Here is a 23,769-nt window from a genome sequence, read left to right as displayed (position 1 = left end):
TCATCAGACGCTTATCCAGTGCCGACGATCAGATTCCGAGGATTGAACAGCCCGGCTGCCTGTTGAGACGCTGGGACGATCATCGAAAAGCCACAGTTGCGACCCGGCGGCCGGAAGCCGTCTGGCCGGATCCCCCAAGAGATCTTCGAGGCGCCGCACAGATCTGGCGCAAGAATAGCGCGGCGCCGGCCGCCGCTCCGATGATCAGGACGCGCTCGGCGCCCCGCTCTCCTTGTTTCGTCCGACACCGCAATAGGTGAAACCGTGTCGCGCGGCGCTGGCGGGATCGTAGATGTTGCGCAGGTCGACCAGCACGGGCGCGGATTCCGCGGAGGACATGATCCTGCGCAGCCGGTCCAGGTCGAGCGCACGGAACGCGTTCCACTCGGTCACGATCACCACCGCCTCGGTGCCCTCCGCGCAGGCGTAGGCGTTCTCGGCGTAATCCACCCCGGGCATCAGGGCGCGGGCGTGGTCCATGCCCTCCGGATCGTAGGCGCGCACCTTCGCGCCCGCATCCTGCAGCCCGGCCACGATGGCGAGCGAGGGCGCGTCGCGCATGTCGTCGGTGTCGGGCTTGAAGGTCAGGCCGAGGAGCGCGATCGTTTTCCCGCGGACGGAGCCGCCGCAGGCCTTGATCACCTTGCGGGCCATGGCGCGCTTGCGCTGGTCGTTGACCGCCACCACGGTCTCGACCAGCCGCAGGGGGGTGCCGGCATCCTGGGCGGTCTTGACCAGCGCCAGCGTGTCCTTGGGGAAGCACGAGCCGCCGTAGCCGGGACCGGCATGCAGGAACTTCGGCCCGATGCGCTTGTCCAGCCCAATGCCGCGGGCGACCTGCTGGACGTCGGCGCCGACCTGCTCGCACAGATCCGCGATCTCGTTGATGAAGGTGATCTTGGCGGCCAGGAAGGCGTTGGCGGCGTATTTGGTGAGTTCGGCCGTGCGCCGGTCCGTGACCAGGATCGGCGCCTGGTTGAGGTAGAGCGGCCGGTAGACCTCGCGCATCACCGCCTCGGCGCGGGCATCCTGCGTGCCGACCACGATCCTGTCGGGGCGCTTGAAGTCCGCGATCGCCGCGCCCTCCCGCAGGAATTCCGGGTTCGACGCCACCGAGACCTCGGCGGCGGGATTGGCGTCCCGGATGATTCGCTCGACCTCGTCGCCGGTCCCGACCGGAACGGTCGACTTGGTCACCACCACGGTGAAGCCCGACAGCGCACCGGCGATCTCCCGGGCGGCGTCGAAGACGAAGCTGAGATCGGCGAAGCCGTCGCCGCGGCGCGAGGGCGTGCCCACCGCGATGAACACCGCGTCGGCCTCGGCCACCGCCTCCGGCATGGCGGTGCGGAAGGCGAGCCGCCCCTGCCTGACGTTCTCGGCCACCAGGGCATCGAGCCCGGGCTCGTAGATCGGCATGCGGCCAGCGTTCAGGCTCGCGATCTTGTCGGGGTCACGGTCGATGCAGACCACGCTGTGGCCGAAATCCGCCAAGCAGGCTCCGGAGACCAGGCCGACATATCCGGCCCCAATCATCGCGATCCGCATTCGGCCCTCCGGCAGCCCGCCCTGCGCTTGTTGCAACGCAGCATGATCCGGGCCGCGCCGTTCCGCAACCCGGACGACCTTGGATGCGCTCCAATCTGTCGCCAGCATGCAACACTCCGGAGGCGTGACGTTTTTTTGACAGCGCGGCTGTTCTCCCCGGTCCGCATGGGATCGCGCGCGTCGGATCCCCCGGCGTGATGCGGCTTCGCAGCGCGGGCGGCTTCCTGTAGAAGCGCCACCGCCCGGCGGGACGGCCTCAGATCCGCCCCGGCGGCCCCGCTCCGAGGATCGGCGAAGGACCGCGATGACCGAATTGCCGAACGTGCACGTGCGCGCCGAGGTCCTGGCCCAGGCGCTGCCCCACATGCAGCGCTACGACCAGGAAATCGTGGTGATCAAGTACGGCGGCCACGCCATGGGCGACCGGGCGGCCGCGGAGGATTTCGCCGAGGATATCGTCCTGCTGGAGCAATCCGGCCTGAAGCCGATCGTCGTGCACGGCGGCGGCCCGCAGATCGGGCGGATGCTCGACCGGCTCGGCATCCAGTCCGAGTTCCGCGGCGGCCTGCGCGTGACCGACGAGGCCACCGTCGAGGTGGTCGAGATGGTCCTGGCCGGCCTGATCAACAAGCAGATCGTCGGCTGGATCTCCGCCGAGGGCGGCCGGGCGGTCGGCCTGTGCGGCAAGGACGGCAACATGGTCCGGGCCAAGCGGGCGATGAAGACCGTGGTCGATCCCGAGAGCCACGTGGAGCAGACCGTCGATCTCGGCCTCGTGGGCGAGCCGGATCACGTCGAGCGCGGCGTCCTCGACGCGGTGCTGAAGGCCGAGCTGATCCCCGTTCTGGCGCCCGTCGCCTACGGGGCGGACGGACAGACCTACAACGTCAACGCCGACACTTTCGCGGGGGCGATCGCGGGGGCGCTCCGGGCCAAGCGCCTGCTGCTGCTCACCGACGTCCCGGGCGTGCTCGACAAGGACAAGAAGCTGATCCCCGAACTCACCGTCGAGGATTGCCGCCGCCTGATCGCCGACGGCACCATCACGGGCGGGATGATCCCCAAGATCGAGACCTGCATGTACGCGATCGAGCGCGGCGTCGAGGCGGTCGTCATCCTGGACGGCAAGGTCAACCACGCGGTGCTGCTGGAACTCTTCACCGATTACGGCGCCGGCACGCTGATCCGGCGCGGCTGAGGGCCCTTCGCCGGCCGACCCGGCGACCGCGAGCGGGAGGGCAACTTCCGTCCCGCTCGCGCATTGTCGTGCCCCGGTCCAGCTCCGTGCAAGCCGGCCTTGCGAGCTTGGCCTTTCAGGTCCAGACTCCAGCTTGGGGACCACGACTCCAGAAGGGATGCCGGTGCATCACCCCGACAAGGCGCAGTTCACCACCGCCGCAGCCCGCGGGTTCGCCGACGTCGACACCTGGGTGTTCGACCTCGACAACACCCTCTACCCGAGCGACGCGCAGGTCTGGCCGAAGGTGGACGAGCGCATCACCCTCTACGTCATGCGGCTCTACGGCCTCGACGGGATCTCCGCCCGCGCCCTGCAGAAGCACTTCTATCACCGCTACGGCACGACGCTGTCGGCCCTGATGCAGGAGGAAGGCGTCGATCCGCACGACTTCCTCGACTTCGCCCACGACATCGACCACTCGTCGATCAAGCTCGACAAGGACCTCGGCGACGCGATCGAGCGGCTTCCGGGCCGCAAGCTGATCCTGACCAACGGCTCGCGCCGCCACGCCGAGAACGTCGCCGCCAAGCTCGGCATCCTCGACCATTTCGAGGACGTGTTCGACATCGCCGCCGCCGACTTCGTGCCCAAGCCGGAGCGCTCCACCTACGAGCTGTTCCTGCGCGTCCACGGAGTCGAGCCGACCCGCGCGGCCCTGTTCGAGGACATCGCCCGCAACCTCGCCGTACCGCACGACCTCGGGATGGCGACCGTGCTGGTGGTGCCCCGGATCACGGATCCCTACCGCGAGGCCTTCGAGCAGGAGGCGGTGCGCGAGCCGCATATCGACCACATCACGGACGATCTGGCGGCCTTCCTGTCGGCCTGCGTGCTGCCCGAGGCGGGCGCAACGGCCGCCTGACGGTGCCGGATCGGGCCGCGCGCAAGGCAATCGACAAGCCGGCGGCGATCCTGTAGAGACCCGCGCAACTCACAACAGGATCGCCGAAATCCTGGCGCCGAACGCCCATGAGGGGCGGAACGGCGCGACGGCCGGAGCTATGCCATGAACATCATCGAGCAGCTGGAGCGCGAGGAAGTCGCGCGCCTCGCCAAGACCATCCCGGATTTCGAGCCGGGCGACACGCTCATCGTCAACGTCCGCGTGAAGGAAGGCGAGCGCACCCGCGTTCAGGCCTACGAGGGCGTCTGCATCGCCCGCTCGGGCGGTGGCCTCAACGAGAGCTTCACGGTCCGCAAGATCTCCTACGGCGAGGGCGTGGAGCGCGTCTTCCCGGTCCATTCCCCGATGATCGATTCGATCAAGGTGGCCCGCCGCGGCAAGGTGCGCCGCGCCAAGCTGTACTACCTGCGCGACCGCCGCGGGAAGTCGGCCCGCATCGTCGAGCGCACCGACCGCTACAAGGCCAAGGACACGGCCGCCGAGGCACCCGCCGCCGCGGAGTAAGTCGTCCATCGCCGCTCGGCCAGCGCCGGAGCGGCCCTACGCGACAGGCCGGTCCGGTTCAGCCGGGCCGCCTTTTTCATGCCTGCAGCCGCCGGCACCCGCGCCCGGCGCGTGAACGACGCGGAAGCAGCAAGCGTCGGGCCCGCTCGCCTGGCTGCGCTCGCGGAGCCCGCGGCCGCCGCGAGCGGCTCGAATCAGGACCGGCGGGCGAGCGCGAGCCCCAGCCCAGCGCCCGCATAGAAGCCGGCGCTGATCCGATCGCGCAACCGCGCCGGCAGCGCCGCGCGACCGCGGAGACGGCCGGCGAGCATCGCCCAAGCGGAGTCGAGGGCCAGCGCCAGGACCACGAAGGTGACGGCGAGCAGCGTCATCTGTCCCGCGGCCGCCGGACCGGGCACAACGAACTGCGGCAGGAAGGCGCCGTAGAACAGCAGAGTCTTCGGATTGGTCAGCGAGACGAAGAAGCCGCGCAGGACGATCCCGCGGACCGACCGCGGCGGGAGGACGAGCGGCGCCTCGGCCTTGGAGACGCGCCAGGCCCGCAGCGCGAGCACCAGCAGGTAGGCGACGCCGACCCAGCGCAGGATCTCGAACCACGTCGCGGAAGTCTCGAGCAGCGCGCTCGCGCCGAGAATGGTGAGCGCGAGTTGCGGCAGCATGGCCGCCGTCGTGCCCAGCACCGTGGCGAGACCGTAGCGCGTCCCATGGCGCAGACTCGTCGCGACGATCAGCCCGACATTCGGGCCAGGCAGGGCGATGAGGCCCAGGGAGGCGAGGATGAAGGCGGCGTAGAGGGCAGGTGACATGTCGTTATCCGAGCACCGCGATCGTGCGCAGAGCCTACCCGATCCGCGCCGTGACCTCGATCTCGACCCGCATCTCGGGGCGCAGGAGCCCGGCCACGATCACGATCGTGGCCGCCGGCCGCACGTCGGCCAGCACCCGTCCGCAGACGGCCAGCACCGCCTCGGCGTCGCCTCGGTCGGTGACATAGTAGGTGGCGCGCACGATGCCGGCGAGGCTCGCCCCGGCCTCGGCGAGCACCGACCCGACCGTCCGCCAGCACGCCTCCGCCTGCGCGGTGGCGCCCTCGGGCATCGTCATGGTGGCGTAGTCGTAGCCAGTCGTTCCGGATACGAAGACGGTGTCCCCGTCGACGACCGCCCTCGAGTAGCCGTAATCCCGCTCGAACGGCGAGCCCGACGCGATCAGCCGCCGGCTCATCCGCCGCGCAGGGCTTCCAGCACCTTGCCGCCAGGACGGCCCGTGGGCGCCATGCCGAGCCGGCGCTCCACGTCCTTGATGGCGTCGCGCGTCTTCTGGCCGACCTTGCCGTCCGGCTCGCCGACATCGTAGCCGCGGGCGGCCAGCCGGGTCTGGAGGTCACGCCGCTCCGCCCGCGACAGGGGCGGGTCGTCGGTCGGCCATGCCGCCTGGACGCCGGCCTTGCCGCGCAGGCGATCCGACAGGACCGCGATGGCGAGGCCGTAGGACTCGGCGGCGTTGTACGAGTAGATCGCGTCGAAGTTCTTGGTGACCAGGAAGGCCGGCCCGTCGATGCCGGCGGGCGCGATGATTCCGGCCGGACCTTCGCCCGAGAGCGGACGGCCGTCCACGCGGGTCACGCCGAGCGACGACCAGTGGGCGACCGGCTTCTTGTTCTTGCGACCGGCGGCGCCGACGTTGAAGCCGCGCGGCAGCTTCACCTCGTAGCCCCAGACCTGACCGTGCTGCCACTTGGCGACGTGCAGGAAGTTCGCCGTGGAGGCCACGGCGTCGGCCGTCGAGTCGACTACGTCGCGCCGCCCGTCGCCGTCGCCGTCGACGGCGAGGCGGTGATAGGTGGTGGGCATGAACTGGGTCTGGCCGAAGGCGCCGGCCCAGGAGCCGGTGAGCCGCTCCGGCGCGATGTCGCCGCGCTCGATGATCCGCAGGGTGGCGATCAGCTCGCCACGGAAGAAGTCCCGGCGGCGGTTGTTCGAGCAGGCCAGCGTCGCCAGGGACTGCACCAGCGGCATCTTGCCGAGGTTCTTGCCGAAATTCGACTCGACACCCCAGACGGCCGCGATCGTGTAGCGGTCGACCCCGTAGCGCGACTCGGCCTGGGCGAGGGCGCCCGCGTTCTGCCGCATGGCCGCGCGTCCGTCCTCGACCCGCTCGTCGTCCACCAGCGCGGCCATGTAGTCCCAGATCGGCGTCTTGAACTCAGGCTGCGCCTGGGACAGCTCGATCACCTTGTCGTCGTAGCTGATCCCGCTCGTCGCCGCCCGGAAGGTCTGCGCCGAGACGCCGGCCGCGGCGGCCTGCGACTGGATCCCGGCGAGGCAGCCGTCGAAATCGGCCCGGGCCGGCAGGCTCGCCAGGGGCAGGGCCGCGATGCCGGCGAAGAGACCGAGGGCGCGCGCGGTCCTCGGTCCTGTCGGGTGCTTCGGCATGTCGGCGATCCTCAGAGTCCGGGACGTAATCTGCAGCCGGAATCAGGCGACATGTGGGTTAACGAAGCGTGTGGCCGAGACGCGCACCTTGACCTCCGGATCTACCTATCGGTAGGTTGGCACCAGTGCCGCCCGAGAGAGGCGGGATGGTCGAACCAGGGAGACGCGGCCCATGATGAAGAATTGGAAGCAGTACGGCGCCGAATTGGTGAGCACGCTCGGGCGCATCGGGGCGGTCAGTCCGGCGCTACTTCAAGCCCACGATCAGCTCGCCGCCGCGACCCCGAAGGAGCCCAAGCTCGACGCGAAGACCCGGGAGCTGATCGCCCTCGCGGTGGCGGTGACGACCCGCTGCGACGGATGCATCGCCGTCCATTCCGAGGCTGCGCGCAAGGCCGGGGCCAGCAGGGAGGAGGTGGTGGAGGCGCTCGGCGTCGCCGTAGCCCTGAACGCGGGCGCCGCGCTGGTCTACACCGCGCGTGCCTTCGAGGCATTCACCGGCGAGGGCGGCTGAGCCGGCCCGCCTGCCCGGTCCGCGGCGTTCCCGGATCGACGCGGAGGGGCGCCTTCAGGATGGCGCGACCATCGCGGCTCCGCCTCCGAGGTGTCCCAGGTAGGCGCAGAGCATGTCGGCCAGGGCTCCGGCGGAGGCGTTCATGGCGGCCTCGGTCCGCACCGTCTCCGAGATGCGCTCGCCGACCTCGGCGAGGGTCATCGCGATGATCTCGCCCGCGACGCGCAGCTCCGCCTCGGGCGTTGCGGGGAGCGCCGCGCGCAGGAAGTCCTGGAACGCCCGCGTGCCGGCGAAGTGCGGCTCCGCGGCCTCGGGCGCGTCGCGATAGGTCGGGGCGGCTTCGTCCAGGGCCCGCCGCATCTCGGCCTCCGCGCATTCCGAGCGCACGAAGGCGTGGACGGCGGCGCGCAGGCGATCGTCCGGCGCCGTCTCGCGATCCAGCAGGATCCCGGCGAGGAGGGTGGTCGTGTCCCGCCACTCGTCGCTCTGCAGCTGGAACAGGATCGCCGCCTTGTTGGGGAAGTACTGATAGAGCGAGCCGATGCTCACGCCGGCCCGCTCGGCCACCCGCGCCGTCGTGAAACGCTCCGGTCCGCCATCCGCCAGAACCTGAGTGGCCGCCTGTAGGATCGCCGCGACGAGGTCGTTGGAGCGGGCCTGCCGGGGCTGTTTCCGCTTGGAGATTCCGGGACTTGGCCGATCGGGCATGGGGTGGCGCTCGGAACGCGAATAGGCGAGGGCAGGGGGCGCCGGTATTCTGCGTTGTGTTCAGTCAAACATGCAAGACGGAAAGTAACGCACTATGTCACGTTCAGCCTCTACACTCGCAGAACCGCGTATCGCATCCTTGTTAGACAGTCTCTTCGCCCAGGCGGAGACGTCCTCACCCTTGAGCGCCATCGGGGATCTTTCGGCGGACGAGCGGACGCGCCTCATGGGCAGCCGCACCGGCTATCGAGACTTCTACAGCCGGCTCAAGGACATGCCGCTCGCGGTCTCGCGGGAGACCGGCCGGCTGCTCTACATGCTCGCCCGGAGCTGCCGCGCGCGGACGGTCGTCGAGTTCGGCACCTCCTTCGGCCTCTCGACCCTTCACCTCGCCGCGGCCCTGCGCGACAACGGCGGCGGCCGGCTCGTCACCTGCGAGTTCGAGCCGTCCAAGGTGGTGCGGGCGCGGGCGAACCTGATGGAGGCCGGGTTGGCGGACCTCGTCGAATTCCGCGAGGGCGACGCCCTTCAGACCCTCGGCCTCGACCTGCCCGACGCGGTCGACCTGGTGCTCCTCGACGGGGCTAAGGGCCTCTACCCGGAGGTTCTCAGCCTCGTGGAGAGCCGCCTCCGGCCGGGCGCCCTCGTCGTCGCCGACAACGCGGATCACAGCCCGGACTATCTGGCGCGGGTGCGCGCACCGAGCCGCGGCTACCTGTCGGTCCGGTTCGCCGAGGACGTGGAACTGTCGATGCGGCTCGGGTGAGGTCTGGAAAAGCCCGAGGCCGATCCCGAACGGCGGTCGACCGCCGAGGCGGCCGCCGTCGGAACGATAGTCCGGCCGCTCAGGCCCATTCCCGATGCGCGAGCTTCTCCTCGTAGGCGTCGATGGCCGAGGCGCGCGCCAGCGTCAGGCCGATCTCGTCCAGCCCGTTCAGGAGGTTGTGCTTGCGGCCTTCCTCGATATCGAAGTGCAGCTGGCCGCCATCCGGACCCTTGATCGTCTGGGCGTCGAGGTCGATCGACAGGGTGGCGTTCGCGCCGCGCTCGGCGTCCTCGAACAGCTTCTCCAGGTCCTCGGGCGCCACGACGATCGCCAGGATGCCGTTCTTGGCGCAGTTGTTGAAGAAGATATCGGCGAAGCTCGTGGAGATGACGCAGCGGATGCCGAAATCGGCCAGCGCCCAGGGCGCATGCTCCCGGGACGAGCCGCAGCCGAAATTGTCGCCCACGACCAGGATCTTGGCGTCCCGATAGGCCGGCTTGTTCAGCACGAAGTCCGGATTCTCGGAGCCGTCCTCGCGGTAGCGCATCTCGGCGAACAGGCTCTTGCCGAGACCCGTCCGCTTGATCGTCTTCAGGTACTTCGCCGGGATGATCCGGTCGGTATCGACATTAATCGTCCGAATGGGCGCCGCGACGCCCTCGAGGGTCGTGAACTTTTCCATCGTCTGACGGCTCTTGAAGGTGGATTCTCTATCGGGGGTTTAGCAGCCCCCGGCACGGGCCGGAAGCGTCAGGCGAGGTCGGGCGCGATGGCCTGGGACAGGTTGCCGTCGTGGAGCGCGGAGGCGACCAGCGCCCCGGCGATGCCGGCCGCGCGCAGGGACCGCAGATCCTCCGGGCCGCGCACGCCTCCCGCCGCGTAGAGGCGGCGGTCCGGCACCCGCGCGCGCAGGGCCGCGAGGGCGTCGAGGGCGGGCCCCGCGCCGGCACCGACCTGCGCGAGGGTCATGGCGATCACCTCGGGCGGCCAGAGCGACGGGTCGTCGTGGAGGGAGGCCGGCCCGAGACGCTCCGCGCCGCTTGTGTCGAGGGAGAGCACGGCGCGGTCCCCGAGCGAGGTGACGAGATCGGCATCCGCCTGGCTCTCGCTGCCGATCACCGGCCGCCCGAGGCCGGAAGCCAGGAACGCGTCCACGGAGGCCGCCTCGGCGAAGCCGGCATCCACCCAGAGCGCGATGCCGGGGCAGGCGGTCGCGACGGCCTCGAGGGCGTGCAGATCCGGCGGCGTCCCGTCGATGATCGCGTCGAGATCGGCGACGTAGAGGATCCCGGCGGGCCACGCGCCGAGGAGCCCCCGCGCCACCGCGTCGGGCGCGGAGCCCTTTGCCAAGGGCGTCTCGATCGGGGCATAGGAGGAGCGCTCGCCCCGGCGCGCCCGCACCACGCGGCCGCCGCGGAGGTCGAGCACCGGGATCACCGCGAAGCCGGGGCGCCCGATCCTGTGGTCCGTCGAGGCGCGCGTCGCGGTCATATGCCTTCACCTCCTCCAGAGACCATCGGGTGGGACCTCGGCGGGGTCCACGTCAAGGCCGCGCGGATCGTGGCGGGCCGGGTGGTCGACGCCGCCCAGGTTCCCTGTCCGCTCTGGCAGGGCGTGCCGGCCCTCGACGGGGCGCTCGCCGCTCTGCCGGACTGGGCGCGCGCCGACGCCCAGCACGCCGTCACCATGACCGGCGAGCTGACCGACTGCTTCGCCGATCGGGAAGCGGGCGTGGCGGCCCTGTCCGGCTGGGCCGCCGCGCAGCTGCGGGGCCACGTGCGGATCTATGCCGGCCGCTGCGGCTTCGTCGTCCCGGAGGAGGCCGCCGCCGTGTCGGCGGATGTGGCCTCCGCCAACTGGCACGCGACGGCGGCGCTCATCGGGCGAATCACCCCGGACGCCTTGCTGGTTGATATCGGCTCGACCACCGCGGACCTGATCCCGGTCGTCGGCGGCCGGGCCGCAGCGACCGGCTACAGCGACGCCGAGCGCCTGGAGACGGGCGAACTCGTCTACACCGGCGTCGTGCGCACGCCGGTGATCGCGCTCGCCGACCACGCGCCCTTCGCGGGCCGCCGCACCCGGCTGATGACCGAGACCTTCGCCCATATGGCCGACGTCTACCGGATCCTCGGGCTTCTGCCCGACGGAGCCGACCAGCAGGCCAGCGGCGACCGCAAGGGCAAGTCGGGCCCCGAGAGCGAGACCCGGCTCGCCCGCATCGTGGGCCGCGACCGCCGGGAGGGAACGGCGGGGGCCTGGGCGGCACTGGCGGGTCACTTCGCCGAGGCGCAGCTGCGCCTGCTGCACGACGCGGCGGCACTCCTGCTCAGCCGGCCGGACATCGCCGCCGATGCGCCCCTGATCCTCTGCGGCGCCGGCGCCTTCCTGGGCGAGCGCCTCGCCGCACGAGTCGGGCGGCCGTCGAGCCTCCTCGTGTCGCTTCTGGGGGACCGGATCGACGGTGCGGGCGACTGGATCTCGACCTGCGGGCCGGCGGTGGCGGTCGGCCTCATTGCCGCGGAGGGTGCATACGCATGAGTGCAATCAAGATCCTGGCCCGGATCCTGACGGCCCGGGTCGGCCCACATATCGAGCTGGCCGTGGAGGCCGAGTCGGGTGAAGTCCTGAAGGTGCTCGCCACCGAGGACCAGATCGACCGGCTGGTGGACGAGCTGGAGGACATCCTCCACTCGCCCACCGGACCCGACGACGACGGGCCGCCCGAGGCCGCGTGAGGCCCGGACGCGTCCCATGAGCCTGATTGCCGCCAAGATCGCCGTGACCCCGACGCTGATGTGGGCCGTCTCGGCGGCCGCCCGGCGGTGGGGCAGCCTCGTCGGCGGCCTGCTCTCGGGCCTGCCGCTCACCTCGGCGCCGATCTCGATCTACCTCGCCGTCGAGCAGGGCGAGGGCTTCGCCGCCGAGGCCGCGGTGGGCTCGGCGGAGGGGCTCGGCGCGGTCACCCTCTGCTACCTGGCCTATGCCCTCTGCGCGCCGCGGACCACGCCGCTCCGAGCCATCGGCGCCGCCCTTGCGGCCTTCGCGCTCGGCGGGATGCTGCTGCACGGGCTCGTCCGGCCCGGGCTCTGGCTCGCCACGGCCATCGACCTTCCGCTGATGGCGCTGGTGGTCGCGCTCTGCCCGCCCGAGGGCGCGCGGCGGCCCCGGCCGAGGCCGCCGCGCTGGGACATGCCGGCGCGCCTCGCGGCGGCGACGATCCTGGTCCTGGCGGTCTCCGGCCTCGCGCCGCTGCTCGGCCCCGGCCTGAGCGGCGTCCTCGCGCCGATCCCGATCATCTCCTGGCCGCTCATCGCCTTCGCCCGCTACCAGGACGGCGTCGGCGCCTCCCTCGACGTGGTGCGCGGCAGCGCCCAGGGGGCGTTCGGGGTGCTGGCCTTCTATGTCTGCGTCCACCTGACGGTCGGACAGCTCGATCCTGTCCTCGCCTACGCGCTCTCGATCACGGTGTCGGCAGCCTGCGTCCTGCCCTGGCTGTTCGCGCGGCGACGCGTCCGGGCGACATAGGCATGATCGCAGGTCCAGTGATCCCGATGCTCGAACCCGGCTACGCGGCGGTGCCGCCCGGCCATATCGCCACGATCGTCACAAGCCTGGAGATGCTCCGCCCGCCGTGTTCGCGCCCGCCGCGACCCCTCCCGGCCGGGCTCCGGCTGGAGCCCCTCGTCCCCACCGATCCGGATAGCTACCGGGGCCTATTCCGCGCGGTCGGTGCCGACTGGCTCTGGTTCTCGCGGCTCACCATGCCGGAGGACGCGCTGGCGGCGATCCTCGCCGATCCGCGGGTCGAGATCCGGGCGCTCCGTCGGGGCGGGCAGAACGTCGGGATGCTGGAGCTGGACTTCCGGGAGGCCGGAACCTGCGAACTGGTGTTTCTCGGACTGACGCAGGATCTCATCGGCAGCGGACTGGGTCGCGCACTCATGGACGAGGCGATCCGGCGGGCGTGGTCGCGTCCGATCGCACGGTTCTGGGTGCACACCTGCACCCTGGACCATCCCGGAGCGCTCGCCTTCTACAGGCGCTCGGGCTTCGAGCCCTACGCCGTGCACGTCGAAGTGGCGCCGGATCCGCGGCTCACGGGAGCGCTGCCCCGGGATTGCGCCGCGCACATCCCGCGGCTCGATGGCGGCGGCCGCGGGCGACCCTGAGCGCAGGCAGGCCCCTGGTACGAAAAAACCCGCGGCTGTCGACCGCGGGTCTCATCATCAGCGCTGCGCCCAGATCAGGCGGCGGTGCGCTTGCGGGCTTCCTGCTTCGTGTCGACGCCGGCCGCTTTGATCTCGGACAGCTTCTGCGCGACGTTGCGCGAGAACACGAATTCGGCCGGGCGCTGGTTCTCGAGGCTGACCTCGGGGGCCATCGCGCCGTCGGTCTTGATGCCGCGGATCGCGTGCACCAGCGGCTTCCAGGGCTTGCGGACCGAATCGACCACCGAGGAGGCCTCGTAGCCCGAGTGGACCATGCAGTCGGCACACTTCTCGTAGTTGCCGGTGCCGTAGGCGTCCCAGTCGGTGGTCTCCATCAGCTCCTTGAAGGTCGCCGCGTAGCCCTCGCCGAGCAGGTAGCAGGGCTTCTGCCAGCCGAACACGGTGCGGGTCGGGTTGCCCCACGGGGTGCAGTGGTAGGTCTGGTTGCCGGCCAGGAAGTCGAGGAACAGGCCCGACTGCTGGAAGGTCCACTTCTCGCGACCCTTCTCCTTGCCGTGCCGGAACACGCCGCGGAACAGCTCCTTGGTCGCCTTGCGATTCAGGAAATGCTTCTGGTCGGGGGCGCGCTCGTAGGCGTAGCCGGGGGAGACGGTGATGCCGTCGATGCCCATCCGGGTCACGCTGTCGAAGAAGTCGGCGATCTTCTCAGGGCTGGAGTTGTTGAAGAAGGTGCAGTTGATGGTGACGCGGAAGCCCATCTCCTTGGCCTTCGCGATCGCCGCCACGGCCTTGTCGTAGACGCCGCGCTGGCACACCGACTGGTCGTGCATCTCCTTGTCGCCGTCGAGGTGGATCGACCACGTGAAGTACGGGCTCGGCTTGTACTCCTTGATCTTCTTCTCAAGGAGCAGCGCGTTCGTGCAGACGATCGCGAACTTCTTCTGGGCGATGATGCCCTCGACGATCTGCGGCAGGTCCTTGTGCAGGAGCGGCTCGCCGCCGGCGATCACCACCACGGGGGCGCCGCACTCGCGCACCGATTCGAGCGCGTCGGCGACCGGCAGGCGCTTGTTGAGGATCTCGTCCGGGTAGTCGATCTTGCCGCAGCCGGCGCAGGCGAGATTGCAGCGGAACAGCGGCTCCATCATCATCACGAGCGGGTAGCGTTTGCGACCCGTCAGGTGCTGCTTCAGGATGTAGCCGCCGATCTTCGCGACGTACCGGAGGGGGATACCCAAGATTGCGGCTCCTTCACTTCGTCGACCCCGGGGCGTTGGGGTGCTTAACGCGAAAAAATCTCGATTTCCAGCGACCTAGCTTGGAACTAATCTCAAACGACCCCGTTTCGGCGGGATCATGACATCTTATTCCGCGCTGACGCAACGCCGCCACATGGTCCGCATGCGCAGACGCGCTGGACTGGGAAACCCGGTCGCTGAGGTCAGCACGCGCAATGCGTCGGCAATGCGACCGAAACACCCAGATTTTGGTCAACCCGCCGAGGACGCCGTGCGCTAGCGCACATGGACGGGTGCAAGGACCACACCGAGGCGGTCGCGTTGCATTCTGGCATCGCTCTCTTTACTGAGCCCCGTGGCCGTAACGCAAGAGCGGCCCATGGTGGATCGCGGCGCGGGAGTCCATATCGGCCACGATCCGCGCGCATCGCGCCGCACGGCCGGTGCGGACAGTACAGCGTTCCTCGAACCCGAGGCGTGTCCGGGCGGAGCACGGCGCGGCCGACACAGGGGGCTCCGTATCCCGGTGGCGCCGGCCGTCGGGATCCCGCTGAGCCGGATTGGATGAGCCGGATGCGCCGAAGGCGTATCCGAGGCGAACAGGCAGGGTGCTCGTGATCGAAAGTCTCGTCGCGTTCTCGGTGCGGTATCGGTGGATCGTGATCGCCCTGGTGGCGTTCGTCACGGTCGCGAGTGCCGGCGTCGCGGCGCACCTGTTCCGAATCAACACGGATGTCGAGCGGCTGATCGACCCCAAGGAGCCGTGGCGTCAGGACGAGATCAACTACGAGCAGGCCTTCCCGCAGCGCACCAACACGATTGTGGCGGTGATCAACGGGCAGACCCCCGAGGAGACCGAGGAGGCGGCCGCCAACCTCGCCAAGGCGCTCACCGCCCACAAGAACCTGATCGAGACCGTCTATCGCCCGGACGGCGGGCCGTTCTTCGACAAGAACGGCCTACTGCTGATGTCCCAGGCCGAATTGGACAAGACCCTCGAGGCCCTGACCCAACAGCAGGGGCTGCTCGGGCCGCTGGCCGCCGACCCGTCCCTGCGCGGCGTGATGCGGGTGCTGACGCTGGGCGCGCGCGGCGTGAAGACCGGCGACGCCAAGCTCGAGGATCTCGAGAAGCCCATGGGGCAGATCGACGCCACGCTCCAGAAGGTGCTGGCGGGCCAGCCGGCGCGGATGTCCTGGCAGGAGCTGCTGTCGAACGGCGAGACCCGCGTCACGGACAAGATGAAGTTCGTGATCATCCAGCCGGTGCTGGACTTCAACGCCCTGGAGCCCGGCTACCAGGCGACGAAGCTGATCCGCAACGTCGCGCAGGACCTCAAGATCGACGCGGCCCACGGCCTGCGCATGCGGCTGACCGGCACGGTCGCGGTCGCGGACGAGGAATTCGCCACGCTCTCGGAGGATGCGGGCCTCAACAACAGCATCATCGTCGGCGCTATCGTGCTGTTCCTCTGGCTGGCCTTGCGCTCGGGCAAGCTCGTCGGCGCGGTGATCATCACGACCTTCGCGGGCCTCGTGGTCACGGCCGCCCTCGGCCTCGTCATGGTCAAGGAGCTGAACCCGATCTCGGTGGCCTTCGCGGCCCTGTTCGTCGGCCTCGGCATCGATTTCGGCATCCAGTTCTCGGTGCGCTACCGGGCGGACCGCTACGAGCAGCCGAGCCTCGACAGCGCGATCCGCGCCGCCGCGCGCGGGGTCGGCTGGTCGCTGACCCTCGCCGCAGTCTCCCTGGTGGCGGGGTTCTTCGCCTTCCTGCCCACGGCCTTCCGGGGCGTGTCGGAGCTCGGCCTGATCGCCGGCGTCGGGATGGTCGTGGCCTTCCTGTTCTCCCTGACCCTGCTGCCGGCGCTGATCGCGGTGTTCAAACCGGAGGGCGAGAAGGCCGCTGTCCAGACCGAGTGGCTCGTCGGCGTCGATCCGTGGATCATCCGCCACCGAAAGCCGATCCTGATCGCCGTCGGTCTGGTCACGCTGGCCGGCGCGCCGCTGCTCTGGCACCTGCCGTTCGACTCCAACCCGATGCATCTGCGCAGCGCCAAGACGCAGTCGATCGCGACCTACCTCGACCTGATCAAGAACCCCGAGACCAGCCCGAACGTCATCGACGTCCTGGCCCCGAGCGTGGATGCGGTCCCGGCGCTCTCCAAGAAGCTCGCGGCACTGCCGGTCACCGATTCGGTCAACAGCATCGACACCTTCGTGCCGCGGGACCAGGACAAGAAGCTCGCGCAGATCGCCGACACGGCGCAACTCCTCGATCCGGTGCTCAACCCCGGCCGCCGCCCGCCGCCGCCCACCGATGCCGACAACGTCAAGGCCCTGAAGGACGCCGCAACGGCGCTCAACGGCGTGGCGAACGAGGCGAAGGGCGACGCGAAGGGCGCCCAGGTCGCCAAGCAGCTCGCCGGCACCCTCGACAAGCTCGCCGCCGGCCCGGTCCAGCAGCGCGAGGCCGCCTCGGTCGCCCTGACCAAGGATCTCGGCCCGCTGCTGGCGCATCTGCGCGACCTGCTGCACCCGGAGAAGATCACCCTCGACAACCTGCCGCCGCAGCTCAAGGCCGACTGGGTGGCGGCGGACGGCCGCGCCCGCATCGAGGTCCACCCCAAGGGCGACTCGAACGACGACCAGGTGCTGCGCACCTTCTCGGACGAGGTGCTGAAGGTCGCGCCCCACGCCACCGGCGCGCCGGTGGCGACCACGCAGTCGAGCTACACCATCCTGGGCGCTTTCGTGCAGGCGGCGGTGACGGCCTTCGTGCTGATCTTCGTCATCCTGTCGGTGGCGCTGCGCAAACCCTGGGACGTGGCGATGACGCTGGGCCCGCTGGTGATCGCGACCCTGTGGACGCTGATGGCCCTTCGCATCGTCGGCATGCCGCTGAACTTCGCCAACATCATCGCCCTGCCGCTGATGCTGGCGGTCGGCGTGGCCTTCCACATCTACTACGTGATCGCGTGGCGGGCGGGCGTGACCGACATGCTCGCCTCCAGCCTGACCCGGGCGATCTTCTTCTCGGCGCTGACCACCGGCAGCGCCTTCGGATCGCTGGTCCTGTCGAGCCATCCGGGCACGGCCAGCATGGGCAAGCTGCTGGCGCTGTCGCTGTTCTTCACCCTGGTGGCAGCGTTCTTCGTGGTCCCGGCGACGCTGGGAGAGCCGCCGGTGCAGCCGGATGAGGATCGCCCGGAAGCCGAGAAGGCCGCGGGCGCGGCGCTGAGGAAGAGCACCACGATGAAGGATCCGGTCCCGGCCAAGTAGCGGCCGGTCAGAGAGCCTTCTCGAAGAAGAGATCCGGGTAGGGGTCGTCGTTGAAGCGGTCGATCTCCACCCAGCCCGAGCGCCGGTAGAGGGCCAGTGCCTCGGGGAGGGCGCTGTTGGTGTCGAGCCGCAGCGTCCGGATGCCGAGGTCGCGGGCGGCGGCCTCGGCCTCGCCCATCAGGCGTTTGCCGAGACCGAGGCCCCGGGCGGCCGGATCGATCCAGAGCCGCTTGATCTCCGCGACCGGGCTGCCGCTGCCCTTGAGTCCGACGCATCCCACCGGCAGGCCGTCCGCGAGAGCGAGCAGGAAGGTGCCGCGCGGCCGCACCATATCGGCGGCCTCGGGATCGCAGGACAGGGCCACGTCGAAGCCGCCCGCGAAGCGCGCGGCCAATTCCGCATAGTACGCACCGAGGCTGGACCGGGCCGGCTCGCTCGCCGGGTCGGCCTCTTCGATCCCGATGGTGTCGGCGGCCAGCACGAGGGCAACGCGATCCATGGCGTTCAGAAGAGCATCAACCTGCGGGGCGCGCGCCAGAAGTTCCGCGGCGCGGGCGTCGGACAGATCCTCGTAGGCCCGGAACTCCCGCTGCCCCGCCTCCGTCAGAGTTGCGACCCGGCGGCGGCCATCCGCGGGGTGCGCCGCGATCTCGATCAGACCCTCGTCCTCCAAGCTCCGCAGCAGGCGGCTCATGAGGCCGGAATCGAGACTGAGATAGGCACGGACCGCAGCGATGTCGGTCCGCCCGGGCCCGATGGCGTTCAGGACGCGCGCCGCCCCCAGGGGTCGACCCCGGCCGAGGAAGGAGTTGTCGAGCGCGCCGACCTCGGCTGTGACAGCGCGAGCGAAACGGCGGATTCGGGCGACGGCGCTACGATCCATGATATCTGACTTTAGTCAGATATCTCGGGAGATCAACGCAGGAAGTCGGAGAAGCCGCCCCGGATCGCGCCGGAGCTCTCGGCCGCCGCACGGGATGTGGACGCCACCAGCGCGTCCCGTTCGTCGGCGTAGCGATAGCCCGGGGCTTCCCCCGGGAATCCGCCGGCGGTGGCCGGATGCGTGTAGAGTTCGGTCAGGCCATCCGGGAGATGCGTGAGCAGCGCCGCCAACCGGGCGGGGGTCATGGCGCCGGACCACGCGAGCCCGAAGGTCCGGTCCGGGATCAGCAGCCCGGCCTGCCGGGCGCGCACGGCGAGCAGCGCCGCCCAGGGGGCGATGTCGAGGGCCGGCTTCGGGCGGGCGCCAGGCTCGGCGCGGCGCAGGATCTCACGCGGCTCCCGGGGCACCCGCAGGGCGCGCATCCCGAAATTGCGGCCGATGCGCAGGACCGCGCCCGCGATCAGCGGGTGGACGTGGAAGTGCTTGTGGGCGTTGACATGGTCCAGCGGCAGCCCGGTCGCCCGGTAGGCCTCGAACTGCGCCCGGACCTCGGCGGCGAGCTGGCGGCGAGCCGCGGGCCTGCGGGCGAAGTCGAGGCCGAGGCGGCCCATGTCGGCGCGCATCAGGCCGGCTTCATCGGTCAGGTCGGGCAGCTCGGCGGCCGGCAGGGTCGGCCACGCCTCCACGAGGACGAGGTGCAGCCCGACCCGCAGGGACGGCATCCGCCGGGCCCGCGCCACGGCGTCGGCGGCGGCGGGCGCCGAGACCATCAGGCTCGCCGCCGTGAGGATCCCCTCGCGATGCGCCTGCTCGACGGCCTCGTTGACCTCGGGGCTCAGCCCGAAATCATCCGCGGTGACGACCAGACGCTTCACGCAAACCTCGTAACGGGTGTCGACGGGTCCAGGGCGGAGCCCTGGGAAGAGGCGGGGCTCCGCCCCGCACTCCCCGCCGGGGCCGCAGGCCCCGGGCCCCGGGCCCCTGACTTACGCCGCCTTGGCGGTGCCCTGACGCTCCTTGAGGAAGCGGTAGAACTCGACGCCCTCGCGCAGGCGGCGCTTCATCATGTCGGGCGAGCGCACCATCTCGCTGACGATCGAGGCGATCTTCGGCGCCCGGAAGTAGAACTTCTTGTAGAACTCCTCCACCGAGGTGAAGATCTCGGTGTGGGAGAGATGCGGGTAGTGCAGGGGCGCGACCTGCACGCCGTTCTCGTCGACGAGTTCGGCGTTCTCGATGTCGAGCCAGCCGTTCTCCACCGCCTGCTTGTACAGGAAGGTGCCCGGGTAGGGTGCCGCCAGCGAGACCTGGATCGTGTGCGGGTTGATCCGCTTGGCGAAGGCGATCGTCTCCTGGATCGTCTCCTTCGTCTCGCCCGGCAGGCCGAGGATGAAGGTGCCGTGGATGGCGATGCCCAGGTCGTGGCAGTCCTTGGTGAACTTCTCGGCGACCTCGACCCGCATGCCCTTCTTGATGTTGTGCAGGATCTGCTGGTTGCCGGACTCGTAGCCGACCAGCAGCAGGCGCAGGCCGTTCTCCTTGAGCACCTTCAGGGTCTCACGCGGGACGTTCGCCTTGGCGTTGCACGACCACGTGACGCCCAGCTTGCCGAGCTCGCGGGCGATCTCCTCGGCGCGCGGGAGGTTGTCGGTGAAGGTGTCGTCGTCGAAGAAGAACTCCTTGGTCTGCGGGAACTCCTTCAGGCAGTACTTGATCTCCTCGACCACGTGGGCGACCGAGCGGGTGCGGTAGGTGTGGCCGCCGACCGTCTGCGGCCAGAGGCAGAAGGTGCAGCGGCTCTTGCAGCCCCGGCCCGAGTAGAACGAGATGTAGGGGTGCTTCAGGTAGCCGATGAAGTACTTCTCCATCTCCAGGTCACGCTTGTAGACGCTGGTGACGAAGGGCAGCTGGTCCATGTCGGTCATGATCTCGCGGTCCTCGTTGTGGACCACGACACCGTTGGCGTCGCGATAGGACAGCCCCTTGATCTCCGACATCGGGACGCCCTCGGCGACTTCCTTGACGGTGAAGTCGAACTCGTTGCGGGCGCAGAAATCGACCACCGGGGCCTGGGCCATGGCGCCGGCGGCGTCGACCGCGACCTTGGCGCCGATCAGGCCGGCGATCAGCTTCGGGTTGGCGGCCTTCAGCGCCTCGATCGTCTTCACGTCGGACTTGAACGACGGCACCGAGGTGTGGAGCACGACGAGGTCGAAGTCGTTGGCCTGGGCGACGATCTCGGGGAGCTTGATGTTGTGCGGCGGCGCATCGATCAGCTTCGAGTTCGGCACCAGGGCGGCCGGCTGGGCCAGCCAGGTCGGGTACCAGAACGACTTGATCTCGCGTTTGGCCTGGTAACGGGAGCCGGCACCGCCGTCGAAACCGTCGAAGGTGGGGGCCTGGAGGAAGAGCGTGCGCATGGGGTTCAAGGCCTCAGGGCAGTGCCGGGGGAGGGGCGGAGGACGAGGAAGCCGGGTTCAGCGGAGCGGCGCGCCGGCATCGCGGCCGAGTTCGGCGTCCGGGATCAGGGTACCGTCCGCAACCACGTGATAATCGTGACCTTTCCATGTCACCGCACCCGACACGAAGGCCCAGGCGAAGTTCAGGAAGGAGAGGATGTCGCGGATCGGCAACAGTCCGTAGGGGTGCGGGACGAGGCCGAAGGCCCGCTCGAGCTGACGGCAGAGCAGGATGCGACTCGCGAGGGCGAAGCCGGCGACCCACAGCGCGGCGGCGCCGCTGCCCGGCAGCAGGGCGGCCACGAGGGCCAGGGGGACGGCGTGCGTGATGATCGAGCCGGCATAGCCCGCCGGATCGACCGTGCGGATGGTACGGTTCCAGCGCAGCTCGTGCCGCCAGAGGCCGGACAGATCCGTATCGACGCTGGTGTGGCCGATGGTGAAGCTCGGGATCACCATCCGGCCGCCGAGGCCGCGCAGGGCGGCACCGATCGCGTAGTCGTCCGCGAGGTCGTCGCGGAAGCGGCGGAACCCGCCGACCGCCTCAAGGCTCGCCCGGGTGAAGGCGACCGTGGAGCCGAAGCAGGGCTTGGCCAGCCCGAGGCTCAGACCCATCACGACGTTGGGCAGGAACTGCGCGTCGATCGCCAGGGTGGAGAGCTGGTCGTACAGGCCCCGGAAGGCCGGAACGCCGTGGTAGAGGCAGGTGACGCCGGACACGCCCTCCTGCGAAAGCTCCGCGACGAGGCGCTCCAGATAGTCGGGCGGAACCACCATGTCGCTGTCGGCCAGCACCACCACCTCGTGGGTGATGGCCTCAGCCATGTTGATCAGGTTCGAGACCTTGCGGTTCGAGCCGTGCTGGCGGCCATCGATGACGAGGTCGATCCGGGCCTGGGGGTAGGCCTGCTTCAGCCGCTGCACCACGCCGATGGCGGGATCCCCGGCCTTCTGGACGCCGAACACCACCTGCACCGGTCCGGCATAATCCTGGCGCAGCACGGTCTCGAGATTCGCATACAGGTTCGGCTCGAGGCCGCAGAGAGGCTTGAGCACGGTCACGGACGGCCGGCGCGAGCCGGGCGCGAGCACCGGGGCGGGGCGGGCCGCGTAGCGGCCGGCGCAATAGGCGGCCGCCAGCCCGTAGAGGCAGCCCGCCGCCGCCAGGATCAGGCAGATCAGCGAGAGCCACGAAAGGCTGTGCAGCGCCAGCAAGGAGAGATCCATCCGGTCGGGTCCGTGCGATCGTCCGGCCGCCTCAGGCGGCGATGGCCATGGGCGGCCGGTTCAGTTCGCCCCCGTCGGTCAGGCTCACGGCGTCGGCTTGGCGGCGAGCATGCCGTCGGCGCGCTGCCGGAGGAATTTCACGACGCCGTCGGCCCCACCGGATTTCAGCGGCGCCGAGAGAGCGTTGCGCTGGGCGGCGATCTCGCTGACGTCGCCGTTGAGCAGCACGTCCTGGATTCGGTTGCTGTCGTTCACGACGAAGTCGACCTCGGAATCGTCGCCGTCCGAGGCGGTGACGCGGGTCGGCACCACGCGCTGGGAGCCGCGCTCCTCGACCTTCGGCGTCACGTCGAACTTGCCGCCTGCGGCGCGGGCCAGCCGGTTGGCGTAGGTGACGGTCAGGCTGCGCTTGAACGCGTCGATCACCGCCGCCTGCTGCTCCGGGGTGAAGCTCGACCATTTCGAGCCGACGGCGACCCGCGTCATGGCGGGGAAATCGAATGCCTTGTCGAGGGCCGGTCCCACGGCCTCGACCCGCGCGGGCAAGGGACCGGGGCCATCCTTCAGTGCCGCGCTGAACGCGGCGTACAGGTCGCGCACGGTCTGGACGGCGGGATCGTCCGCGGCCCACGCCTGGATCGGGACGAGCAGGGGGGCGGCCAGGAGGACGGCGGCCGCGAGACGGCGGGTCAGGCGCACTTCTTCAACTCCTCGCCGTCGCCGAGCCGCGCGACCATGCGGGGCGGGGCGTAGCTGTAGAACGGCCCCAGGGTCGCGGGCTGGGACACGCGGGTGGCCCTGCTTCCGCCGGCGGTTTCCACCTCCCGGTCCTCGTCCTCGGGCGCCTCGGCACGGAGTCTGGCCTCGAGCCGGTGCCAGAGGAGGAGGCTCGGCAGTCCGACGCCGAGATCGGCGAAGCGCTTGACCAGCGACAGGGCGAGCGCCGCCTCGGCCGGGATATCGAACAGGCCGCACAGGGCGATCAGGCCACCCTCCTGGGCCCCCAGCGCGCCGGGCACCGCGAAGGCGGCGCCGCGCACGGCCTGGGCGAGGCTCTCGATCATCAGCGCCTGCGCGAAGTCCACGGGATAGCCCATGAAGCGCAGGCAGACATAGACCTCCAGCGTTCCGATCACCCAGCCGACCAGGTGGACCGCCAGGGCCGCCGCGAAGCGCCCGTGGTTGCCGTAGAGCCGGCGGAGGCTGTCGTAGAGCTGGTCGATAGCGCCGAAGGCCCGCCACTCGCGGCCGGAGGCGAAGCGACTGAGCAGGCCCTGGATCAGCCGATGACCCGCCTTCCGCTGGATCAGGTAGAAGGCGCCGAGCGCGGGGACCGCCAGGGCCAGGCCGCCCTCGACGGTGTGGGCGATCGGCCCGTCGCCGGAGATCAGCACCAGCAGGGCGAGGCCCGCCACGGTGAAGAGAAGCTGCGTCAGCGCCTGGGTCATCAGGTCGACGAACATGCTGGCGCCCGCGAGCGCCCCCGGCACGCCGCGCTTGGCCAGCAGGCGCGCGCCGACGAAGTCGCCGCCCACCGTGGCCACCGGCAACAGGGTGTTGATGCCCTCGCGCACGAAGCGCAGCGACACGCAATCGGCGAGCTTGGCCGTGCCGGCGGGGAACACCACGTGCCAGCCGAGGCCGGCCCAGGCGACGGCCACGATGCGGGCGAGCACCACCAGGGCGGCGCCCCACCCGGCGCTCACGACGGCGGCCGATACGTCTTCCAGGCCGGAGGACATGAACAGGCCGACGACCGTGCAGAGACCGGCGATCGAGGCCAAGGTCGTCAGGCGCTTCATTGTCGTCTTTCAAGCTCGCAAAAGGCTTGATGCGGGAAATCGGCCACGGTCGCGGCAGAAATAGGTCCGCCAGGCCGAGAACGTTTCT

24 protein-coding genes are annotated in these 23,769 nt (G+C 70.1%); 10 read left to right on the top strand and 14 right to left on the bottom strand.

Annotation, left to right across the window (positions count from 1 at the left end; all coding sequences use genetic code 11):
* Positions 1-204: 204 nt before the first annotated feature.
* A complete protein-coding gene (locus tag ACLBX9_RS05950; RefSeq protein WP_447718260.1) occupies positions 205-1,548 on the bottom strand; it encodes a UDP-glucose dehydrogenase family protein in 1,344 nt (447 codons plus the stop codon).
* A 304-nt stretch (positions 1,549-1,852) separates the two neighbouring features.
* Here ACLBX9_RS05950 and argB point away from each other — a divergent pair, with 304 nt between their 5' ends.
* The 3 genes from argB (at position 1,853) to rplS (ending at position 4,196) form a co-directional block, all read left to right on the top strand.
* The gene (gene argB, locus ACLBX9_RS05945) at positions 1,853-2,746 is read left to right on the top strand and encodes an acetylglutamate kinase (RefSeq protein ID WP_010687437.1); all 894 of its coding nucleotides are present in this window, start codon (positions 1,853-1,855) and stop codon (positions 2,744-2,746) included.
* Between the two features lie 157 nt (positions 2,747-2,903).
* Positions 2,904-3,650 carry a pyrimidine 5'-nucleotidase gene (locus tag ACLBX9_RS05940; RefSeq protein ID WP_039894914.1) on the top strand — a complete coding sequence of 249 codons (747 nt, stop codon included), beginning with the start codon at positions 2,904-2,906 and terminating at the stop codon, positions 3,648-3,650.
* Between the two features lie 144 nt (positions 3,651-3,794).
* A complete protein-coding gene (rplS, locus tag ACLBX9_RS05935; RefSeq protein ID WP_010687439.1) occupies positions 3,795-4,196 on the top strand; it encodes a 50S ribosomal protein L19 in 402 nt (133 codons plus the stop codon).
* Between the two features lie 194 nt (positions 4,197-4,390).
* Here the strand turns inward: rplS and ACLBX9_RS05930 are convergent, their stop codons facing one another.
* The 3 genes from ACLBX9_RS05930 to ACLBX9_RS05920 are packed head-to-tail and all read right to left on the bottom strand — an operon-like array spanning position 4,391 to position 6,631.
* Positions 4,391-5,002 carry a LysE family translocator gene (locus tag ACLBX9_RS05930; RefSeq protein ID WP_447718259.1) on the bottom strand — a complete coding sequence of 204 codons (612 nt, stop codon included), beginning with the start codon at positions 5,000-5,002 and terminating at the stop codon, positions 4,391-4,393.
* A 34-nt stretch (positions 5,003-5,036) separates the two neighbouring features.
* Positions 5,037-5,420 (bottom strand): RidA family protein, encoded by a 384-nt coding sequence (locus tag ACLBX9_RS05925; RefSeq protein WP_010687441.1) that lies wholly within the window; start codon positions 5,418-5,420, stop codon positions 5,037-5,039.
* Complete coding sequence (locus ACLBX9_RS05920; protein ID WP_010687442.1) at positions 5,417-6,631, bottom strand: lytic murein transglycosylase; 1,215 nt, start codon at positions 6,629-6,631, stop codon at positions 5,417-5,419. The genes ACLBX9_RS05925 and ACLBX9_RS05920 overlap by 4 nt, the downstream gene beginning before the upstream one ends.
* Before the next feature lie 172 nt (positions 6,632-6,803).
* Between ACLBX9_RS05920 and ACLBX9_RS05915 the strand changes: the two genes are divergently transcribed.
* A complete protein-coding gene (locus ACLBX9_RS05915) occupies positions 6,804-7,145 on the top strand; it encodes a carboxymuconolactone decarboxylase family protein (RefSeq protein WP_010687443.1) in 342 nt (113 codons plus the stop codon).
* A gap of 54 nt (positions 7,146-7,199) precedes the next feature.
* Here ACLBX9_RS05915 and ACLBX9_RS05910 read toward each other — a convergent pair whose 3' ends face one another.
* Positions 7,200-7,853, bottom strand: coding sequence for a TetR family transcriptional regulator (locus ACLBX9_RS05910; protein WP_010687444.1), 654 nt, complete (start codon positions 7,851-7,853; stop codon positions 7,200-7,202).
* Between the two features lie 94 nt (positions 7,854-7,947).
* Between ACLBX9_RS05910 and ACLBX9_RS05905 the strand changes: the two genes are divergently transcribed.
* On the top strand, positions 7,948-8,619 hold the full coding sequence (locus ACLBX9_RS05905; RefSeq protein ID WP_447718258.1) for an O-methyltransferase: 672 nt from the start codon (positions 7,948-7,950) through the stop codon (positions 8,617-8,619).
* Positions 8,620-8,698: 79 nt separating this feature from the next.
* On the opposite strand, the gene leuD is transcribed toward ACLBX9_RS05905, so the two are convergent.
* Positions 8,699-9,301 carry a 3-isopropylmalate dehydratase small subunit gene (leuD, locus tag ACLBX9_RS05900; RefSeq protein WP_010687446.1) on the bottom strand — a complete coding sequence of 201 codons (603 nt, stop codon included), beginning with the start codon at positions 9,299-9,301 and terminating at the stop codon, positions 8,699-8,701.
* Positions 9,302-9,369: 68 nt separating this feature from the next.
* Complete coding sequence (locus tag ACLBX9_RS05895; RefSeq protein WP_051072325.1) at positions 9,370-10,110, bottom strand: HisA/HisF-related TIM barrel protein; 741 nt, start codon at positions 10,108-10,110, stop codon at positions 9,370-9,372.
* Between ACLBX9_RS05895 and ACLBX9_RS05890 the strand changes: the two genes are divergently transcribed.
* The 4 genes from ACLBX9_RS05890 to ACLBX9_RS05875 are packed head-to-tail and all read left to right on the top strand — an operon-like array spanning position 10,111 to position 12,791.
* On the top strand, positions 10,111-11,160 hold the full coding sequence (locus ACLBX9_RS05890) for a hydantoinase/oxoprolinase family protein (RefSeq protein ID WP_447718257.1): 1,050 nt from the start codon (positions 10,111-10,113) through the stop codon (positions 11,158-11,160).
* Positions 11,157-11,357, top strand: coding sequence for a hypothetical protein (locus ACLBX9_RS05885; protein ID WP_010687448.1), 201 nt, complete (start codon positions 11,157-11,159; stop codon positions 11,355-11,357). Before ACLBX9_RS05890 ends, ACLBX9_RS05885 begins: the two co-directional genes overlap by 4 nt.
* Before the next feature lie 16 nt (positions 11,358-11,373).
* On the top strand, positions 11,374-12,147 hold the full coding sequence (locus ACLBX9_RS05880) for a hypothetical protein (protein ID WP_447718256.1): 774 nt from the start codon (positions 11,374-11,376) through the stop codon (positions 12,145-12,147).
* A 2-nt stretch (positions 12,148-12,149) separates the two neighbouring features.
* Complete coding sequence (locus ACLBX9_RS05875) at positions 12,150-12,791, top strand: GNAT family N-acetyltransferase (RefSeq protein ID WP_447718255.1); 642 nt, start codon at positions 12,150-12,152, stop codon at positions 12,789-12,791.
* Between the two features lie 74 nt (positions 12,792-12,865).
* Here ACLBX9_RS05875 and hpnH read toward each other — a convergent pair whose 3' ends face one another.
* A complete protein-coding gene (gene hpnH, locus ACLBX9_RS05870) occupies positions 12,866-14,029 on the bottom strand; it encodes an adenosyl-hopene transferase HpnH (protein WP_010687451.1) in 1,164 nt (387 codons plus the stop codon).
* Positions 14,030-14,643: 614 nt separating this feature from the next.
* On the opposite strand from hpnH, the gene ACLBX9_RS05865 reads away from it, so the two are divergent.
* On the top strand, positions 14,644-17,310 hold the full coding sequence (locus ACLBX9_RS05865; protein ID WP_447718265.1) for an MMPL family transporter: 2,667 nt from the start codon (positions 14,644-14,646) through the stop codon (positions 17,308-17,310).
* A gap of 7 nt (positions 17,311-17,317) precedes the next feature.
* Here ACLBX9_RS05865 and ACLBX9_RS05860 read toward each other — a convergent pair whose 3' ends face one another.
* The 6 genes from ACLBX9_RS05860 to ACLBX9_RS05835 form a co-directional block, all read right to left on the bottom strand.
* The gene (locus tag ACLBX9_RS05860; protein ID WP_447718254.1) at positions 17,318-18,193 is read right to left on the bottom strand and encodes a bifunctional helix-turn-helix transcriptional regulator/GNAT family N-acetyltransferase; all 876 of its coding nucleotides are present in this window, start codon (positions 18,191-18,193) and stop codon (positions 17,318-17,320) included.
* 32 nt (positions 18,194-18,225) lie between these two features.
* A complete protein-coding gene (gene hpnK / locus ACLBX9_RS05855; protein ID WP_447718253.1) occupies positions 18,226-19,068 on the bottom strand; it encodes a hopanoid biosynthesis-associated protein HpnK in 843 nt (280 codons plus the stop codon).
* Between the two features lie 111 nt (positions 19,069-19,179).
* Positions 19,180-20,613, bottom strand: coding sequence for a hopanoid biosynthesis associated radical SAM protein HpnJ (gene hpnJ, locus ACLBX9_RS05850; RefSeq protein WP_447718252.1), 1,434 nt, complete (start codon positions 20,611-20,613; stop codon positions 19,180-19,182).
* 57 nt (positions 20,614-20,670) lie between these two features.
* On the bottom strand, positions 20,671-21,879 hold the full coding sequence (gene hpnI, locus ACLBX9_RS05845; RefSeq protein WP_447718251.1) for a bacteriohopanetetrol glucosamine biosynthesis glycosyltransferase HpnI: 1,209 nt from the start codon (positions 21,877-21,879) through the stop codon (positions 20,671-20,673).
* 84 nt (positions 21,880-21,963) lie between these two features.
* Entirely contained in the window at positions 21,964-22,578 is a 615-nt protein-coding gene (locus ACLBX9_RS05840) for an MlaC/ttg2D family ABC transporter substrate-binding protein (protein WP_447718250.1), read from the bottom strand.
* Positions 22,569-23,681: a flippase-like domain-containing protein gene (locus ACLBX9_RS05835; protein WP_447718249.1), complete on the bottom strand. Its 1,113-nt coding sequence runs from the start codon at positions 23,679-23,681 to the stop codon at positions 22,569-22,571. Before ACLBX9_RS05835 ends, ACLBX9_RS05840 begins: the two co-directional genes overlap by 10 nt.
* Positions 23,682-23,769 lie beyond the last annotated feature (88 nt).

It is taken from the genome of Methylobacterium sp. A49B, assembly GCF_053346215.1.
This window is presented reverse-complemented; position numbering and strand designations above follow the sequence as displayed.

Coding starts and splice junctions, on each gene's coding strand:
- ACLBX9_RS05950 (WP_447718260.1), bottom strand. CDS start 1,548: ATGCGGATCGCGATGATTGGGGCCGGATATGTCGGCCTGGTCTCCGGA.
- argB (WP_010687437.1), top strand. CDS start 1,853: ATGACCGAATTGCCGAACGTGCACGTGCGCGCCGAGGTCCTGGCCCAG.
- ACLBX9_RS05940 (WP_039894914.1), top strand. CDS start 2,904: ATGCCGGTGCATCACCCCGACAAGGCGCAGTTCACCACCGCCGCAGCC.
- rplS (WP_010687439.1), top strand. CDS start 3,795: ATGAACATCATCGAGCAGCTGGAGCGCGAGGAAGTCGCGCGCCTCGCC.
- ACLBX9_RS05930 (WP_447718259.1), bottom strand. CDS start 5,002: ATGTCACCTGCCCTCTACGCCGCCTTCATCCTCGCCTCCCTGGGCCTC.
- ACLBX9_RS05925 (WP_010687441.1), bottom strand. CDS start 5,420: ATGAGCCGGCGGCTGATCGCGTCGGGCTCGCCGTTCGAGCGGGATTAC.
- ACLBX9_RS05920 (WP_010687442.1), bottom strand. CDS start 6,631: ATGCCGAAGCACCCGACAGGACCGAGGACCGCGCGCGCCCTCGGTCTC.
- ACLBX9_RS05915 (WP_010687443.1), top strand. CDS start 6,804: ATGATGAAGAATTGGAAGCAGTACGGCGCCGAATTGGTGAGCACGCTC.
- ACLBX9_RS05910 (WP_010687444.1), bottom strand. CDS start 7,853: ATGCCCGATCGGCCAAGTCCCGGAATCTCCAAGCGGAAACAGCCCCGG.
- ACLBX9_RS05905 (WP_447718258.1), top strand. CDS start 7,948: ATGTCACGTTCAGCCTCTACACTCGCAGAACCGCGTATCGCATCCTTG.
- leuD (WP_010687446.1), bottom strand. CDS start 9,301: ATGGAAAAGTTCACGACCCTCGAGGGCGTCGCGGCGCCCATTCGGACG.
- ACLBX9_RS05895 (WP_051072325.1), bottom strand. CDS start 10,110: ATGACCGCGACGCGCGCCTCGACGGACCACAGGATCGGGCGCCCCGGC.
- ACLBX9_RS05890 (WP_447718257.1), top strand. CDS start 10,111: ATGCCTTCACCTCCTCCAGAGACCATCGGGTGGGACCTCGGCGGGGTC.
- ACLBX9_RS05885 (WP_010687448.1), top strand. CDS start 11,157: ATGAGTGCAATCAAGATCCTGGCCCGGATCCTGACGGCCCGGGTCGGC.
- ACLBX9_RS05880 (WP_447718256.1), top strand. CDS start 11,374: ATGAGCCTGATTGCCGCCAAGATCGCCGTGACCCCGACGCTGATGTGG.
- ACLBX9_RS05875 (WP_447718255.1), top strand. CDS start 12,150: ATGATCGCAGGTCCAGTGATCCCGATGCTCGAACCCGGCTACGCGGCG.
- ACLBX9_RS05860 (WP_447718254.1), bottom strand. CDS start 18,193: ATGGATCGTAGCGCCGTCGCCCGAATCCGCCGTTTCGCTCGCGCTGTC.
- hpnJ (WP_447718252.1), bottom strand. CDS start 20,613: ATGCGCACGCTCTTCCTCCAGGCCCCCACCTTCGACGGTTTCGACGGC.
- hpnI (WP_447718251.1), bottom strand. CDS start 21,879: ATGGATCTCTCCTTGCTGGCGCTGCACAGCCTTTCGTGGCTCTCGCTG.
- ACLBX9_RS05835 (WP_447718249.1), bottom strand. CDS start 23,681: ATGAAGCGCCTGACGACCTTGGCCTCGATCGCCGGTCTCTGCACGGTC.